Genomic DNA, 16,855 nt, shown 5'->3' with positions numbered 1-16,855 from the left:
TGATGATTCACCGCTTCCGGGAGGGGACCTGATGAGTGAGAACAAGCGCTGGCAGAACCTGAGACTGCTCTGGTCGTTCGTCCGGCCGCACCGAAGAACGCTCTGGATCGGCATCGTGCTCGGCCTGATCGCGACCGGCGCCTCGCTGGCGACCCCGCTGGTGACGAAGTCCGTGCTCGACGGGCTCTCGTCGTCGCAGCCGATTGCGCCCGCCGTCGCACTGCTCGTCGTCCTGCTGGTCGCGGGCTCGCTGATCGGGATGGCGCAGTGGATCCTGCTCGGCCGGATGGGCGAGCGGGTGGTGCTCGACGCGCGCAGCTCGATGGTGCGCCGGCTGTTCCGGCTCCGGATCGGCGAGCTCGCCACCCGCTCCCCCGGCGAGCTGGTCACCCGCGTCACCTCCGACACCGTCCTGCTCCGCGAGGCCGCCGCCTCCAGCCTCGTCTCGCTGGTGAACGGCACGATCGGCCTGTTCGGCGCGCTGATCCTGATGGGCATGCTCGACGGCACCCTGCTGCTGACCACGCTCGCGGCCCTCGCGGTGGTCGGCGCGGTCATCGGCCTGCTGATGCCGAAGATGGCCAAGGCGCAGGAGCAGGCCCAGGGCGCGGTCGGCCGCCTCGGCGGCGTACTGGAGGGCGCGTTGCGCGCGATCCGTACGGTCAAAGCCAGCCGCGCCGAGAGCCGCGAGAGCCGGCGAGTGATCGGCGAGGCCGAGGAGTCCGCCCGGCAGGCGATCCGCGCCATCCGCTACGAAGCCGCCGCCTTCACCGCCGCCGGCTTCGGCGTCGGCCTCGCGATCATGCTGATCCTCGGCCTGGGCGCCTGGCGAGTCAGCGAGGGCCTACTCACCGTCTCGGCCCTGGTCGCCTTCCTCCTGTACGCCTTCCAGCTGATGGAGCCGGTCAGCACTCTCGCCATGACCTTCAGCAGCCTCCAGGCCGGCATCGCCGCCGCAGCCAGAATCCGCGAGATCGACGCCCTCGACGTAGAACCCGACGACCCCACCCCAGCCCGCCGCACTCCCCTAGACCTGTCTACCTCAGCCCTGGTCTTCGACAACGTGACGGCCCGCTACGCCCCCGGCGCCGCCCCCGCCATCCAGAACATCTCCCTCGAAATCCCCCGCCGAGGCCACACCGCCATCGTCGGCCCCTCCGGCGCCGGCAAAACCACGATCTTCTCCCTCCTCCTCCGCTTCCTCAACCCCGACTCCGGCCAACTCGTCCTCGACGGCCTCCCCCTCCAGCACTGGCCCCTCGAAGACCTCCGCCGCCGAATCGTCTACGTAGAACAAGACACCCCACTGGTCCCCGGCACCCTCCGCGAGAACCTCCTCTACACCCACGAATCCGCCACCGAACAAGCCATCTGGGAAGCCCTGACCGCCGTCCGCCTCTCCGACCGAGTCAAAGAACTCCCCGACGGCCTCGACACCGCCCTCTCCACCGCCGTCATCTCCGGCGGCGAACGCCAACGCATCGCCCTGGCCCGAGCCCTGGTCGGCGACCCCGAAATCCTCCTCCTCGACGAAGCCACCGCCCAACTGGACGGCCTCACCGAAGCCGCAGTCCACGAGGTCATCGACAGAATCGCCCGAACCGGCGCCGTCCTCACCATCGCCCACCGCCTCAGCACCGTCATCGACGCAAACCAAATCCTCGTCCTGGAAGCCGGCCACCTCCGAGCCCAAGGCACCCACGAAACCCTGCTCGCGACCGACACCCTCTACCAGGACCTGATCGCCGCCCTGAGAATCAGCACCCCCGCGCGCTGACCCGCGCATCACCTCGAGCCAGCCGGCCGTCACGGCACCTTCCGCAACACCCACAACCACCGCCCCTGAACCCGTCCACGCGCTCACCCACGCCCATTGCCCGTCCACCTCAGCAACTGCCGTCCCCAACCCGACTCGCACACATCACCGCAGCCGCCAACACGCCACCTCCGATCCACCAACGCCCTACGTCAAGCAGCACCACCACCACCCACCACACTGGTCCCTGCCGACACCACCACCCGCCAACATCGCCTGCCGCCTCAGCTCAGCCAAACCACCGCGTCCCCCGACCAGCGCGACACCCTCTCGCCTCCACCGCGTGCCCCGACCACCGCGGCGCCCTCTCGCCATCACCTCAGCGCGACGGCCGTCACCCGCGTACAGGCCGCCGCAGGTAGCGGCTTGCCGGAGCGAGTGTTTCCGTTGCCCCAGCCGCACCGAAAAGCCCTGAGCTGACCTCCAGCCCGAATCATCTCACCGCTGGAGATGCCGCAACGCAAAGGTCGGGAACGCCCTGGTCACCGGACCCAGCACCGACGCATCGCGAAGAGCGGTGCGCGCCGCCAAGTGCCCGCACGCACCGTGGACCCCAGGCCCCGGGTGGATCGCGGAGCTGCCGAGGTACAGACCCTGGACGAACGTGCGCGCACTGCCCAACCCAATCGTCGGGCGGAAGATCAGCTGCTGGTGCAGCTGGGCGGTTCCCCCGCCCAGAGCACCCAAGCCCAGCGACGCGTTGGACTTGATGAAGTCCCCAGGCCGCTGCAGATCCCGGTCCTGTACGACGTTCGCGAAGCCCGGGGCATAGCGCTCGATGTGGCGATCCATCCGGTCGCCGAGCTTCTCCGCTGAAGCATCGTCGACAACGCCGCGCGGCAGATGCGCATAGGCCCAGACCGCCTCGGTCCCCTCCGGCGAACGCGTCGGGTCCGACTTGGTGGTCTGCCCGATCAGCATGAAGGGGGCTGACGGCAACCGACCGGTATCCAGGTCAGCCGAGATGTGGACCAGGTCATCCGCAGTCCCGCCGAGATGCACCACGCCAGCTCGCCGGGCATCGTCCGAGTTCCACGGGATCGGCGCACTGAGGCGATAGTTGAGCTTGACCGTCGGGTAATCCCACTCGAACTGCTTCAGATCCCCCCGCAGCCCAGCCGGAATGCTTGCCTCAGGCAACAGCCTGTCGTACAAGGTGCCGGCGGACACATCCCCGATCACCGCCCGCCCAACCGCGATCCGCTCCCCCGAAGCAGTCTGTACGGCGACCGCCCGCCCACCGGCCAGCTCGATCCCGGCGACCGGCGTACCGGCGACGAACAGCGCCCCCGCCCGCTCCGCCCGTCGCCGCAGCGCGGTGGACAGCGAGCTCGATCCCCCCTCGGCCACCGGAAACCCGATGTCCTGGGCAAGCATCGCCAGCAGCCAGCCCATCGTTCCGCTGACCGAACCGGTCAGCGGAGCGTCAGCGTGCAACGCGTTCCCCGCCAGCAGCGCGCGTCCACCAGGCCCGTCGAACAACTCGTGCGCCATCCGATGCACCGGCATCGCCATGAACCGCGCGAACCGCACCAACTCCCCCGCCGACCCCAGCCGCCGCGCCAACCGGGCGCCCGGCAGCACCGGGGGCCACGAGGTCAGCAGCGACTGCAGCAACGGCTCGCGGATCCGCACGTACTTCGAGTACAACTCCAGCCAGGCGTCGCCGTCCTGCGGGTGCTCCCGCGAGATCGACGCGGCCGTGTCGTTGGGATCCGGATGAATCGCCACCGAGCTCTCCGGGTCCAGCAAATGCGCCAAGGGCAACGGAGCGTGTGCCCATTTCAGCCCAAACTTCTCCAGCTCCATCGCCTTGAACACCGGCGACGCCAACCCGAGCGGGTAGTTCGAGCTGAACCGATCACTCACCCAGCCGCCCTCGGACGTCGAGCGGACCGCGCCCCCGAACGTCTCCGCCCCCTCCAGTACAAGCACGTCCCACCCGGCGTCCGCCAGCTCGACCGCACTCACGAGCCCGTTCGGCCCGGACCCGATGACCACCGCATCGACCCTACGAGGAAGCATGTCTACGACCCTAAAGCATGCCCCACGTCACACCCGGCAGGCCGCCACCAACCTGCGTGCGCCGTACGGCGCACGGGTGATTCGCCGCGGATGTGATTCCCGCACCCCACGAGGTGTTCGGTGAGACCGAGCTGCCGACGCCAGGCCCCGAAGACTGGCAGGCGAAGCGTTTCACCGGAGACAAACTGGCGCCGGCCCACCGCGCCGCCGTGGACGCGCTCGAACTACTTGCCAACGCTGCCGAGCCTCAGCACGCCGATCCGCACACGGCATCCGCGAACCACGACTGCCCGTTGGACAGCCGATGTCCGCACTGGCCACATCGATGCACCTCGCCACGGACCTCCACCACTCACTAAGCCGACTGACGACCAATTCACCACGCGTAAGCCACCCACGAACACCCGAAATACTCGGCCTTACTGAGTGATGCAGGTCCGTTGCCTCAGTCGACACTTCTGCGGGCAGACGCGCCGGCGGTGAGATCCAGCTCCAACTCCACCCGACGCGGAGCCCCGCGCATCGCGCGGCGGCCAACTCGCCTCCGATGCCACGCTCAACCCAAGGCACGCTGCCCAGCAGCCGAGGAGCGCCAGGCACACATCCCCGACTTTCGCGGCAACCCGGCCGCGATGGTCGGATGTTGGCAGGTGTACGACGACCGGTCGCAGCGGCGAATGGTCCGTTGGTCCAGCGGCGGGGGTCGGAGGGTGGTGGGTGGGCGACGACCCGGTCGCGGCGGTGCATGGCTCGGCGGTGCAGCCGCGGGGTCGGAGGTTGGTCGGCGACGACCTGGTGCACGCTGCCCAGCAGCCGGCGAGCGCCAGGCGAGCGTCCGAGGTCCCCGCGGCAACTCGCCCGCGGGGGCCGGAGGTTGACGGGTGGGCGACGAACCGGTGGTGGCAGCGGTGGGTGGCTCGTGGGTGCAGCCGGGGCGGGTGTCAGGCCTGGCGGGACTCGATTTGTTGCATGAGGGTGGTTAGTTCTCTGGCTCGGCCGAGCATGGCGGGGTCGACCATGCGGCCGTCGGGGAGGACGATGACGCCGCCTTCGGTGACGCCGGCTTTTTCCACTGCGGCAAGGAGGTCTGCGGCGTCGGCCAGTTGGGTGGCGGTGGGGGTGAAGGCTTCGACGATGGTGGGGAGTTGGCGGGGATGGATCGCGGTTCGGCCGACGAAGCCGAGGGTTCGGCCTTGGAGGCTGGTGCGGCGGAGGCCTTCCTCGTCGTTGACGTGGGGGTAGACGGACATCATCGGGGCGCCCAGGCCGGCTGCTCGGGAGGCGGAGACCAGCCGGCCTCGGGCCCAGGTGAGGCCTTCGGGGGTGTCTACGCCCAGGGCGCTGGAGAGGTCGGCTTCGCCCAGGGCGACGGCTACTACCCGCGGGTCGGCCGAGGCGATCTCGAAGGCTCGTTCGAGGCCCAGGGGGGATTCGATGAGGGCGGTGATCTTGGCCGAGGGGACTTGGGCCAGGACTGCGTGGACGTCGGCGGCGGTTTCGACCTTGGGGACGCGGACGCGGACGTCGGGCACTGCTGCGAGCGCCGCCAGGTCGTCCTCGATCCACGGGGTACCGGGGGCGTTGACCCGGATCTCGAAGGAACCGGTGGCGCGGGCGGCGATCCAGGCGACGGCCCAGCCTCGGGCGTCGGACTTGTCGTCGACCGGTACGGCGTCCTCGAGGTCGAAGACGACGAGATCGGGGCCTGCGGCAACGGCTTTGGCGAAGCGGTCCGGGCGGTTGGCGGGGACGTAGAGAGCTGTCAGCACGGGAGCGCTCCGGAGTTGAGTACGACGTACGGCATCAGTCCGCTCCGGGATCGCGCCGGCGTACGCAGCATCAGACCACCCCGGACTCGCGCAGAGCAGCCAGCTGCTCGGGCGTCACGCCGATCTCGGCCAGGACCGCGTCGGTGTCGGCACCGTGCGGGCGGCCGGCCCAGCGGATCTCACCGGGAGTCTCCGACAGGCGGAAGAGCACGTTCTGCATGGCGACCGGGCCGCCCAGTTCCTCGTCGTCGATCGTCGTGATGGTGCCCAGCGCGGCGTACTGCGGATCCTCGACGATGCCTCGGATGTCGTGCACCGGGCCGACCGCGGCTTCCGCCTTCTCGAAGGCTTCCATGACCTCGTCCAGAGCCCGGGCGCCGATCCAGGAGCCGACCGCCTCGTCGAGCTCGTCGGCGTGTTCGGCACGTTGGCGGCCGGTCGCGAACCACGGTTCGGCGACCAGGTCGGGGCGGCCGACGAGGGTGACGACGCGTTCGGCGATGCTCTGGGAGCTCGTCGACACCGCGACCCAGCGGCCGTCGGCGGTCTGGTAGACGTTGCGCGGCGCGTTGTTCGACGAGCGGTTGCCGAGGCGGGGCTGGACGTACCCGGTCTGCTGGTACGCCGTGATGCCGCCGCCGAGCATCATCAGGATCGGTTCGATGATCGCCATGTCGATCACCTGGCCTTGGCCGGAGCTGTCGCGTTCGCGAAGAGCGACCAGTACGGCGTACGCCGTCGCGAGGGCGGTGATGCCGTCGGCCAGGCCGAACGGTGGGAGGGTCGGCGGGCCGTCCGGTTCGCCGGTGACCGCGGCGAAACCGCTCATCGCCTCGGCCAGCGAGCCGAAGCCGGGGCGGCTCGACCACGGGCCGACCTGGCCGAAGGCGGTGACGCGGGCGATCACCAGGCGCGGGTTGGCCTCGAGCAGGACGTCGGGGCCGAGGCCCCAGCGCTCGAGGGTGCCGGGGCGGAAGTTCTCGACCAGGACGTCCTGGTCGCGGATCAGGTCGAGGAACACCTCCCGGCCGCGGGACAGGTCCAGGGTCGCGAGTCGCTTGTTGCGACCCAGGGTCTTGAACCACAACCCGATGCCGTCTTTCGAAGCACCGTGCCCGCGCGCCGCGTCGGGGCGGGCCGGGTGCTCGATCTTGGTGACGTCAGCGCCGAAGTCCCCGAGGAAGGTCGCAGCCAGTGGGCCGGCGAACAGGGTTGCTGCCTCGACCACCTTCACCCCGGCAAGCGGCGCAAGCCGCTGCGCACGCCCGCCCGAGGCGGGGGTGCTCGCCGGGGATGCAGCGGAGGCGGGTCCACTCGCCGGGACCACCGCGGAAGGCCCGCCGGAAGCGGGGACCCCGGAGGCGTCGGACGGAGTGGTTGCTGAGGGCTCGTTCCCGCTCACCGCGCGCACCGGAAGCCGATGGTCTCCGAGCGATCGAGCCCGCCGCCGGTCAGCACCAGCTTGAAGCTGACCTCCGGCTCCTGCGGCCCACCGTCGGAGTACCAGTCGGAGCCCTCGGCAACGTACCAGGAGCCGCCCTTCAGGATGCTGAAGCGGCTGCGGCCGTCGCGGTGCTCGGACTCGGTCCAGTTCCAGACCAGCGGCTCCAGACGCGTGAAGCCGTCGAGACCAGCCGCGACCTGCCACTCGTCCTCGGTGGGCAGGCGGCCGCCGGCCCACTCGGCGTACGCCCGCGCGTCGGCGAGGTCGACGTACGTGACCGGCTGGTCCTCGGTGCCGGCGGCGGGAGCGCCGTCGACCCAGTGGGCCAGGAAGCGGTTCGCGATCAGCGGGCGATACCCGGAGGCGGACAAGAACGCAGCGAACTCAGCGTTCGTCACCTCGCGCACCGCAACAGACACCTCAGTGAGTGACACCTCGCGAGAAACCGTCTGCTGGTCGTGCAGGCGCGGAGGCAACGGCTTCCACTCCTCCACGTACGGCGCGGTGTCGTACAACCCGGTCTCCCGGCGCCGATGCCGGACCACCAGAGAGCGCTCCCCCGCGGGCACCACCACAACCGGACCGAACGAAGCCTCACCAACCGGCATCGGCGGCGGAACGAGCCGTCCCGGAGCGACCGGGAACGCCGAGTCCTTCACATGCGGCCGCGACATCGTCCCCAGCCGCCGCGCAGTCGCCCGGCACGAAGCACCAGCCGTCGCTCCGACCCGCACGATCCCCGCCACCCCACGCCCCGGTACGACGAGCCGCACGCCCTCGTCGTCGGCCGTGATCGGCACGCCCGAGGTCACGTCGTACCAGTCGCCGACCTGGTCCTCCGAGCGCAGGACGACGCCCTCGAAGTCCTCGTCGTCGCGGTTGATCAGCGTCCAGAACGTGACGTCGGCCAGCTCGAAGCGCGACCCGAAGACCCCGTGCTCGCGGGCCTTGTCCGGGATCTCCGGCGTCAGCGGGATCCAGTCGCCGTTGATGAGAACCTCGGAGAACGCTCTCTGGGCCGCGACCATCCGCCGCAGCGTCGCGCGGTCGCGCGCGTTCCAGCCGACCCACGCGCCGAACACGCTCTCCCAGACCAGGATGCCGACGCCGTTCACCCACGCCGACTGCAGCTCGTCGCTGTGGTCGCGGTTCCAGCGCCGGGTGTGGTGCATCATGTGCCGGCGCTCGTACAGGTGCGCCCGCAGCACGCCGGGCGCCCGGGTGTCGGCGAACCACTGCGCCCAGGACAGCGCGTGGTCCGAGATCCTTGCCAGCGGCAACCGCGACTCGCCCTCGAAGGCGATCGCCGGGTTCACCTTGTTCAGCGCCCGGGTGAACGCCGGGTCGCCTTCCTTCAGGGTGTCGAGAAAGGCGCCGTCGGCACCGAAGTCGGCGACCAGCGCCGCGAACTCCTCGGCGTCCGGCCCGTCCGCGCGGCGGGTGCCGACGTCCCACGGGTTGTAGTCGAAGAACACCTTCAGCCCGAGGCCGTGCAGGTCGTCGACCAGTTGCCGAAGGCCCGGAACGTCACGGTAGAAGTCGAACTGGTTGCGCGAGTCGATCCCGATCACCGGGTACGCGTGCCACAGCACCACCGCGTCGTAGCCACCGAAGTCCTCGACCCCGTGCTGCACGAACTTCGCGGGGGTGAACGCCCCCGTGGCGACGTCGTACAGCTGGTCGTCCCAGAGCCAGACCAGCGCCACCGAGTACGCCGTCTGGGTCCACTCGCGACCGGGCTGCTCGTAGTGCGAGCCACCGTCGTACGCCGTCCGCCCGTAGGCGCCGGCCAGCCACTCGGCGAGCTTGCCGCGCCAGCGCGGCAGGTCGGCCGGGTCCTCGGGCGCGCCGAGGATCTTGGCGTCGTCGAGGAAGGTCAGGTCGGCCCGGAGGCCGAGATCGACCTTCGCGGGCAGATCGATGGGCCTCGGCTCCAGCGGGTTCACAGGTACACCTCCGCACAGCGCGCGTCGATAGCTTCCCCGTGAGGTACCGAAGGGATCGCCCCCGCGGTCTGGACACTCAATGAAGCAGCAACGGTAGCGCGTCGGACCGCATTCGTCAGGTCGCTCGCTGTAGTTGACGTCGCAGCAAGTGTGGCGGCCAGGACTCCGCAGAAGGTGTCGCCCGCGGCGGTGGTGTCGACCACCTCGACCCGCACCGCCGGCACCCGCACCTCGGCCACCGAACGGTTCAGGATCACCGCGCCCTCGGCGCCCAGTGTCACCACCGCGGCCGGCACCCGGTCCAGCAGGGCGGACAGCTTCGCACCAGCCACCGCTTCGGCCTCCGTCTCGTTCACGACCAGCAGGTCGACATGCCCCAGCAACTCGTCGGACAGCTCGGCGGCCGGGGCGGCGTTCAGGATGAAGTACCTGCTCGCCGCGGCTGCCGCCTGCACCGTACCGAACGGAATCTCCAGTTGGGAAAGCACTATTTTCGCCTCGCCCACGGCGGCCAGCGATCGCGGCGTCAGCGCCAGCAGACCGTTCGCCGAGGGCGCCACGGTGATCGCGTTCTCGCCGTCGGCGTCGACCGTGATGATCGCCGTCCCGGTCGGCGCGTCCACGGTCTCGACGAGCGACAGGTCGACACCGTCCAGGGCAGCGCGCAGCAGCGCTCCCCCGTCGTCGGCGCCGAGCGCCGCGACGAACGCGGTCGACGCGCCCGCCCGGGCCGAGGCGACCGCCTGGTTCGCACCCTTGCCGCCCGGACCGCGGGTCAGCCCGGAGGCCAGTACGGTCTCGCCGGGGCGCGGGATCCGCTGGACCGGGAGCACCAGGTCCACGTTCGCGCTGCCCACGACCACGACGTCAGCCACGCCGCTCCTCCTTCTTCACCACGGCCAGAGTTCTCGCTGCGAGTTCGTCGAATGAGACCTGGTTCATCCCCGGCAGACTGGTGGTCAGCCGGTTCTCCAGAGGTGTCGACCACTCTGCCGGAACACCCAGGACGGCGCCAAGCACAGCGCCGACGGTCGCGCCGACGGAGTCGGTGTCCCAGCCGCCCATCACCGCGCGGCCGACACCGGTCGCGAAGTCCGGGGCCGTCAGCGCGTACGCCGTGAGCGCGCTGTTGTTGATCGCGTGCACCCAGTGCAGCTGCCCGTACTCCGCGTGCAGCACGTCGAGCGCGTCGTCCAGCGGCTTGTCCGCGAGCGACAGCCCGAGCTGGACCGCCTGCGCGATCGCGCTGCCGGGATCGATCGCCTCGAGCCCGGAGAGCGCGATCTCGCGGGGATCGTCGAGCACCAGCGCGGCCGCGGACATCGCGGCGACCCAGATCGCGCCGTCGACACCGGCGCCGGTGTGGCTCAGGCGTGCGTCGGTCAGCGCGAGCCGGGCGGCCGCCGTACGGTCACCGGGGTGGACCCAGCCGTACACGTCGGTCCGGATCTGGGCGCCGATCCACCAGCGGAACGGGTTGCGGACCAGGGCGGCGCGCTCGGGTGCGACGCCGTCGAGCAGGTTGCGATAGGCGACTCGCTCGGCGGTGAACACCCGCCCGGCCGGCAGGTCGCTCAGCCACGCCTGCGCCACGTCCTCGGTGGTCAGCGCGTCACCGTGCTTCTCCACCAACTGCAGCGCGAGGATCGCGAAGTTCAGGTCGTCGTCCTCGGGCATGCCCGAGATCACCTCGCGCAGGCTCGTCGGCTTCGACCGCCGGTTCCACGGCCACCGCGCCTGTACGTCGTCAGGCACCCCCACCGCGGTCACGTACTGCGTCAACGGCCACTGCCCAGAGCTCGCCAAGATCTCCCGGATCCCCTCCCGGGGAATCTTCTCCACCGGCTTCCCGAGCAGGTTGCCCGCGGCCCGGCCGACCCAACCATTCGAAATCCGGCGTTCGATGCTCCGGGTGACCCGGCCGCCCGGGCCGAAGCCGGCGGCGAGCCGGGGAAGCTCGGGGATCTCCGGCGCGGTCCACGGGGTGGAACGCTTGTCGAGCTCGTCGAGCAGCACCCGGGCCAGCGCGCGAAGCTCCGGCCCGGCCGGGGTGGCCGAGGCTCCGGAGACCGGCGCCTCGACCGTCCCGCCGGCGGACTGCCAGCGCGTGACGACGTCCTGCACGTCCGCGCCCTCGGCCGCGGACTGGACCAGCTGGTGCGGCAGCAGATCTTCCGGCTGCACCCAAGTCAGTCTCATCCGAGCGCGTCCAGTGCCGCCGTACGCCGGGCCCAGCGCTCGGCGTCCGCCGTTCGCAGGTCCCGCGCCACCGACGCCATCACCAGGCCGGGCGCGACCAGATCGGTCTTGCTCGCCTCGGCGATCCGCGTCGTCCACTCCTCCGGTACGCCGGCCTGCCCGCTCAGCGCGCCGGTGACCGCGCCGGCCATCGACGCGATCGAGTCGGCGTCGCGCCCGTAGTTGGTCCCGCCGAGCACCGCCTGCCGTACGTCGCCACCGGAAACCAGCACGAACCCAAGCGCCACCGGCAGCTCCTCGATCGCCTTCGTCCGGCTCGGCCGCCGCGCGTCGAGCGACTGGTCGCGGTAGTCCGGACCGACCGTGTCGAACGGCTCGATCGCCTTCCGCAGCAGCGGAATCGCCTGCTCCCAGTCGTCGAGCCCCTCGGCCACCTCGGCGACCGCGGCAACGGCCAGCCGGGTGCCGTCCTTGGCCAGGTCCAGCGCCGCCTCGACCGCGCCCGAAGCCGTTGCCCCAGGCACCATCGCCGCGGCGACGGCGGCCGCGAACACGCCGGCCGCCTCCCGCCCGTAGCTCGACTGGTGCGCACCGGCCAGGTCGATCGCTTCGGCGTACGCACCGGCCGGGTCACCGGCGTTGGCGATCCCGATCGGGGCGGCGTACATCGCCGCACCGCAGTTCACGATGTTGCCGACGCCGGCCTCGCGCGGGTCGATGTGCCCGTAGTGCAGGCGTGCGACCAGCCACTTCTCGGCCAGGAAGACCCGCTGCAGCAGCAGCGCGTCCGCCTCCAGCTCCGGCACCCAGCGCTTGCCCGCGAGCATCTTCGGCACCAGCTTCTCGGCGACCGCGTAGGCGTCGAGGTGCGCGCGCGTCTCGTCGTACACCTCGACCAGCGCGTGCGTCATCAAGGTGTCGTCGGTGATGTGCCCGTCACCCTTGTGGTACGGCGCGATCGGGCGCGCGTTGCGCCAGTCGTCGTACCAGGGCCCGACGATGCCGGTCACCCAGCCGCCGTGCCGCTCCCGGATCGCCTCCGGGGTCCAGCCCTCGACGGCGCCGCCGATCGCGTCGCCGGCGGCGGAGCCCAGCAGGGCCCCGACCGACTTGTCCTCCAGCAGTGACTTCGTTTGGTCAGGCATCAGCTGTTGACCTGGCCCCACCCGTCGTTCAGCTTCTGGCCGAGCGCCGCGAGGTCGATCTTGTTGGCCAGGAACTCCTGCAGGGCGGGAGTGGCGATCTGGTCCTTCCACTTCGGGTAGTTCTCGACGCTCTGGAACGGCGCCTTGGTCATCTCGGTGCCGCTGGCCAACGTCTGCTGCCAGCCGTTCTTGCCGCCGGTCGCCTTCTGGATCGCGTCCCGGGCCGGCTGCGTGGTCGGGATCAGCCAGTCACCCTGGCCGACCGCGGCCAGGTTCTCGGCCTTCATGAAGAAGTCGATGAACTCCGCCGACTGCTTGATGTGCTTGCCCTCAGCCGGCACCGACAGCGTCTGCGGGTTCGCGGCCTGCTTCTCCGAGGTGCCCTTCAGCGGCGGCAGCACCTCCCACTGGAAGCCCTTCGGCGCCTGCTCGACCATCTGCTGGGCGGTGTAGTTGCCCGCGACAACCATCGCGTACTTACCGCCGAAGAAGCCCGGCAGCACGTCGGAACCGCTCTGGGTCAGCGAGGTCGGGTCGATCGACTTGTCGGTGTAGGCCATCGCGTGGATCCGCTTCGGCACCTCGAGCTCGGCGTCGCCGATCTTCGCCTTGGCGTCGCGGCCGCTGCCCTCGAAGAAGGCGGCGTCGAAGTTCATGCCCAGGTTCAGCACGGTCGCGGTCGGGCTCTTCAGGCCCCAGCCGAGACCGAACTTGCCGCCGGTGGTCAGCTTCTTGGCGTCCGCCTGCAGCTGGTCCCAGCTGAGCGAGTCGCCGGTCGCGGTGACGCCGCCCTGCTTGAGCAGCGCGGAGTTGCCGAACACGACGTACGACTGCAGGAGCGTCGGCGCGGCGATGATCTTGCCGTCGCCGGACTTGACGGTGTCCCAGACTCCCGCCGGTACGGCGTCCTTCGTCTCCTGGCTCAGGTACGGCGTGAGGTCGGCCAGGTAGCCCTGGTTCGCGAAGCCGGTGATGTCGGCGGACTCGTCGTGGATGATGTCCGGCGCGGTCGAACCCTGGAACTGGGTGACCAGCTGGTCGTGCACGGAGTCCCAGCTGCCCTGCACGTACTCGACCTGGACGTCGGGGTGCGCGGCGTTCCAGTCGGCGACGATCTTCTTGGTCGCCGCGACCGTGGTCTTCTGGAAGGCCAGGCTCTGGAACTTCAGCGTCACCTTCTCGCCCGGCGCGGGGTCGCCCGAGCTGTCGTTCCCGCTGCCACAGGCCGCGAGCGCCACCAGGGCACCTGCCGCCATCAGGGCGGTCAATGCTTTCTTCATGGGTTTCTCCTCAGGGGACGGGCTGTTCAGCCCTTGACAGCGCCGGACAGCAGGCCGGACGTCAGCCGGCGCTGCAGGAAGGCGAAGAACACGAGACTCGGCACGGTGGCCAGGACGGACGCGGCCGCGAGCGGGCCGAACTGGACCTGGCCCTCGGCCCCGACGAAACGGGCGAGCACCAGCGGCAGCGTCTTGAGCTGGGGGTCCTGGAGCAGGACCAGGGCGAAGAAGAACTCGTTCCACGCCGAGATGAAGGTGAACATCGCGGTCGCGATCAGGCCCGGCCGCAGCAGCGGCATCACGATCGAGACGATCGTCCGGACCCGGCTCGCGCCGTCGACCGACGCCGCCTCCTCCAGCTCCCGCGGTACGGCGGCGACGTACCCCTGCAACATCCACAGGGCGAACGGCATCGACCAGACCATGTAGACGATCACCACGCCGGGGATCGTGTTGGTCAGGTGCAGCTGGCGCAGGATCACGAACAGCGGGATCACGATCAGGATCACCGGGAAGACCTGGCTGACCAGGATCCAGCCGTTGGTGATCGGCCGCAGCCTCGACCGCAACCGGGCCAGGGCGTACGCGACCGGGAGCGAGACGATCAGCACCAGCACGGTGGTGGCGACCGAGATCTGCAGCGAGTTCAGCATCGAGCGGACCAGGCCCTGCTCCTCCAGCGCGTCGCTGAAGTTCCTGAAGGTCGGTGCCTGCGGCAAGAACGTCGGGTCGATGCTGGCGAACTCGCGCGGCGACTTCAGCGACGCCGAGATCAGCCAGACCAGCGGGAAGCCGAGGAAGAGCAGATAGGCCAGTACGGCGACGTACTGGGCGGCGCGGGTGGTGCGACGCGTTCTCATGCCTCGCTCCTCAACCGGTTGCGCAGGTAGAAGGCCAGGAACACGATGATGATCACGACCATCACGTCACCCATCGCGGCGGCCATCCCGAAGTTGCCGTACCGGAACGCCTCGTTGTAGGCGAACAGCATCGGCAGCATCGTCTTGCCGCCCGGGCCGCCGGCGGTCAGCACGTAGACCAGGCCGAACGAGTTGAAGTTCCAGATCATGTCCAGGCTGGTGATCGCGACGATCACCGTCCTGAGCTGCGGCAGCGTGATGTACCAGAACTGGCGCCAGGCACCGGCGCCGTCGACGGCCGCGGCCTCGTACAGGGAACGGTCGATGCCCTGCAGGCCGGCCAGCAGCGTGACGGTCGTCATCGGCATGCCGACCCAGATGCCGACCACGATCACCGCGGGCAGCGCCGTACTGAAGTCGCCGAGGAAGTTGATCGGGTGGTCGGTCAGGTGGGTGGTCTGCAGGATGTCGTTGACCGGGCCGTTGGTCGGGTGCAGCAGCAGGCGCCACATGATCGCGACGACCACCGGGGGCATCGCCCAGGGGATCAGCGCGAGAGTTCTCGCGATGCCGCGGAACTTGATGTTGGTGTTCAGCAGCAGAGCCAGGCCGAGGGCGGCGACGAACTGCAGCACGGTGACCGAGACGGTCCAGATCAGGCCGATCCGGAAGGAGTCCCAGAACAGGTCGTTGTGCAGCAGCTTGCCGAAGTTGCCGAAGCCGATGAAGTTGGTGTCGACGTTCAGGCCCGCGCGGGCGTCGGTGAAGCCGAGCGCGATGCCGCGCACCAGCGGGTAGACGCTGAGCAGCAGCACCGGGATCAGCGCCGGCAGGAACAGGAAGATCGCTTCCCGGTTCTGCTTCGGGCGCCCGGTGTTGCGCCCCGGCGGCTTCCCGGCCGCGCTCTCCGGCGCGAGAACAGCTTGGGTGGTCATGAAGATCTCCGCACACTCAGGGACGGCTGCACCACGATCCGCCGCGGGGCCCGGCTGTCGTCCTCGATCCTTGCCAGCAGCAACTCAGCCGCCCGGCGCCCCCGCTCGGCCGAACCGAGGTTCACGCTGGTCAGCGGCGGAAAGGACTGCTCGGCGAGCTCGCTGTCGTCCATGCCGATCACGGCGACGTCGTCGGGGACTTTGAGATTTCGGGCGGCGAGCTCGTGCATCACACCCACGGCGAGCAGATCGTTCGCGGCGATCACCGCATCGATCCCGCCGCCTGCGGCCGCGGGGAGAACGGAGTTGGAGGGGGCCGGGCCGCCCGGGGCCTTGGCGCCTTCGGCGCTCGGCGACACCCCTGCGGGACCTCCGCCCTCGTCGGTCGGCGACACCCCTGCGGGACCTCCGCCCTCGTCGGTCGGCGACACCTCCGCGCGACCTCCGCGCTCGGCGGTCGGCGACACCTTCGCGAGACCTCCGCCATCGGCGCTGAGCACCGGCGCCGGGCCGAGGCCCAACTGGTCGAGCAGGCGGCGGCCTGCTTCTCGTCCGGCGGCGAACGTGAAGTCTTCCGCCTCCACCTGCGCGACCGGCGTCAGGTTGTTCGCCTTCATCGCGTCGGCGAAGCCTTTGGCGCGGGCGGTGCCGGGGACGGTGTCGACCGGGCCGTTGACGAAGGCAACCTTGCGGCGGTCGGTGGTGAGCAGGTGCTCGACGGCCAGCAGGATGCCCTTCGGGGAGTTCGCGCGGACGGTGTCGACGCCCGCCTTCGCGGGGACGTTACCGGCGACGACCACCGGTACGTCGCACTCCTGGATCGACTTGATCAGGTCGTCGTCGACGCGCAGCGGGCTGATCACCAGGCCGTCGGCGTACCCGCGGGCCATGCCGCGGACCAGGGCGACCTCGTCGGCGACGTCCGGGCCGGTGGTGGTGACCACCAGCCGGTAGCCGGCGGCGGAGACGACCTCCTCGACGGCCCGCATCATCGTCACGTAGACGGGGTTACCGACGTCGGCGACCGCCAGCGTCAGCTGGAACGTGCGCCCGACCTTCAGCGAGCGCGCCCGCGCGTCCGGCACGTACCCGAGCTCGGCGACCGCGCGCTGGACCCGCTCGGCCATCTCCTCGGTGGCCGGCAGACCGTTCAGCACCCGGGAGACCGAGGCCACCGAGACCCCCGCGGCCCGGGCCACGGCGGCGATCGTCGGACGACTCACGCGGCGCTCCTGTAATCGTTCTTGTAATCGTTTACAGATCAGACCTTAGGTCGCCGCAAACCCCGAGTCAAGAACGGACCACTCCGTCACGTGGTCCGCACGGTCCGCGACCGGACCAGACCAGGAACGGAGAGCGCAGGGAGCGCTCTCCGGCGTTCTCGACGCTCTCCCGCGCACTCGGCGCTGCCCCGCCGTCTCCGCGCACTCCGCGCT

General features: G+C 70.2%; 12 protein-coding genes. 1 reads left to right on the top strand and 11 read right to left on the bottom strand.

From position 1 onward, the window contains the following. Positions 1–31: 31 nt before the first annotated feature. On the top strand, positions 32–1,777 hold the full coding sequence (locus AB0M01_RS12005; protein WP_363668356.1) for an ABC transporter ATP-binding protein: 1,746 nt from the start codon (positions 32–34) through the stop codon (positions 1,775–1,777). A gap of 477 nt (positions 1,778–2,254) precedes the next feature. On the opposite strand, the gene AB0M01_RS12000 is transcribed toward AB0M01_RS12005, so the two are convergent. The 11 genes from AB0M01_RS12000 to AB0M01_RS11950 all read right to left on the bottom strand — a co-directional run bounded on the left by AB0M01_RS12000 (position 2,255) and on the right by AB0M01_RS11950 (position 16,642). After that, a complete protein-coding gene (locus tag AB0M01_RS12000; protein ID WP_363668354.1) occupies positions 2,255–3,841 on the bottom strand; it encodes an NAD(P)/FAD-dependent oxidoreductase in 1,587 nt (528 codons plus the stop codon). A 941-nt stretch (positions 3,842–4,782) separates the two neighbouring features. Continuing rightward, a complete protein-coding gene (locus AB0M01_RS11995) occupies positions 4,783–5,610 on the bottom strand; it encodes a CoA ester lyase (RefSeq protein ID WP_363668352.1) in 828 nt (275 codons plus the stop codon). Positions 5,611–5,680: 70 nt separating this feature from the next. After that, a complete protein-coding gene (locus AB0M01_RS11990) occupies positions 5,681–6,844 on the bottom strand; it encodes a CoA transferase (RefSeq protein WP_363668350.1) in 1,164 nt (387 codons plus the stop codon). Positions 6,845–7,008: 164 nt separating this feature from the next. Further along, on the bottom strand, positions 7,009–9,000 hold the full coding sequence (locus AB0M01_RS11985) for an SUMF1/EgtB/PvdO family nonheme iron enzyme (RefSeq protein WP_363668348.1): 1,992 nt from the start codon (positions 8,998–9,000) through the stop codon (positions 7,009–7,011). Continuing rightward, a complete protein-coding gene (locus AB0M01_RS11980; protein ID WP_363668347.1) occupies positions 8,997–9,875 on the bottom strand; it encodes a ribokinase in 879 nt (292 codons plus the stop codon). Before AB0M01_RS11980 ends, AB0M01_RS11985 begins: the two co-directional genes overlap by 4 nt. Next, entirely contained in the window at positions 9,868–11,184 is a 1,317-nt protein-coding gene (locus AB0M01_RS11975) for an ADP-ribosylglycohydrolase family protein (RefSeq protein ID WP_363668345.1), read from the bottom strand. The genes AB0M01_RS11980 and AB0M01_RS11975 overlap by 8 nt, the downstream gene beginning before the upstream one ends. A gap of 11 nt (positions 11,185–11,195) precedes the next feature. Continuing rightward, entirely contained in the window at positions 11,196–12,344 is a 1,149-nt protein-coding gene (locus tag AB0M01_RS11970) for an ADP-ribosylglycohydrolase family protein (RefSeq protein ID WP_363668343.1), read from the bottom strand. Continuing rightward, positions 12,344–13,624 (bottom strand): extracellular solute-binding protein, encoded by a 1,281-nt coding sequence (locus tag AB0M01_RS11965; protein WP_363668341.1) that lies wholly within the window; start codon positions 13,622–13,624, stop codon positions 12,344–12,346. Before AB0M01_RS11965 ends, AB0M01_RS11970 begins: the two co-directional genes overlap by 1 nt. Positions 13,625–13,650: 26 nt before the next feature. Next, positions 13,651–14,484 carry a carbohydrate ABC transporter permease gene (locus tag AB0M01_RS11960; RefSeq protein WP_363668339.1) on the bottom strand — a complete coding sequence of 278 codons (834 nt, stop codon included), beginning with the start codon at positions 14,482–14,484 and terminating at the stop codon, positions 13,651–13,653. Next, positions 14,481–15,419: a sugar ABC transporter permease gene (locus tag AB0M01_RS11955; protein WP_363668337.1), complete on the bottom strand. Its 939-nt coding sequence runs from the start codon at positions 15,417–15,419 to the stop codon at positions 14,481–14,483. The genes AB0M01_RS11960 and AB0M01_RS11955 overlap by 4 nt, the downstream gene beginning before the upstream one ends. After that, entirely contained in the window at positions 15,416–16,642 is a 1,227-nt protein-coding gene (locus tag AB0M01_RS11950) for a LacI family DNA-binding transcriptional regulator (protein WP_363668335.1), read from the bottom strand. The genes AB0M01_RS11955 and AB0M01_RS11950 overlap by 4 nt, the downstream gene beginning before the upstream one ends. Between the last annotated feature and the right edge of the window lie 213 nt (positions 16,643–16,855).

Origin of the sequence: Kribbella sp. NPDC051770 (assembly GCF_040681455.1) — a bacterium.
In the GTDB taxonomy this organism is placed as follows: Bacteria; Actinomycetota; Actinomycetes; order Propionibacteriales; family Kribbellaceae; genus Kribbella.
This window is presented reverse-complemented; position numbering and strand designations above follow the sequence as displayed.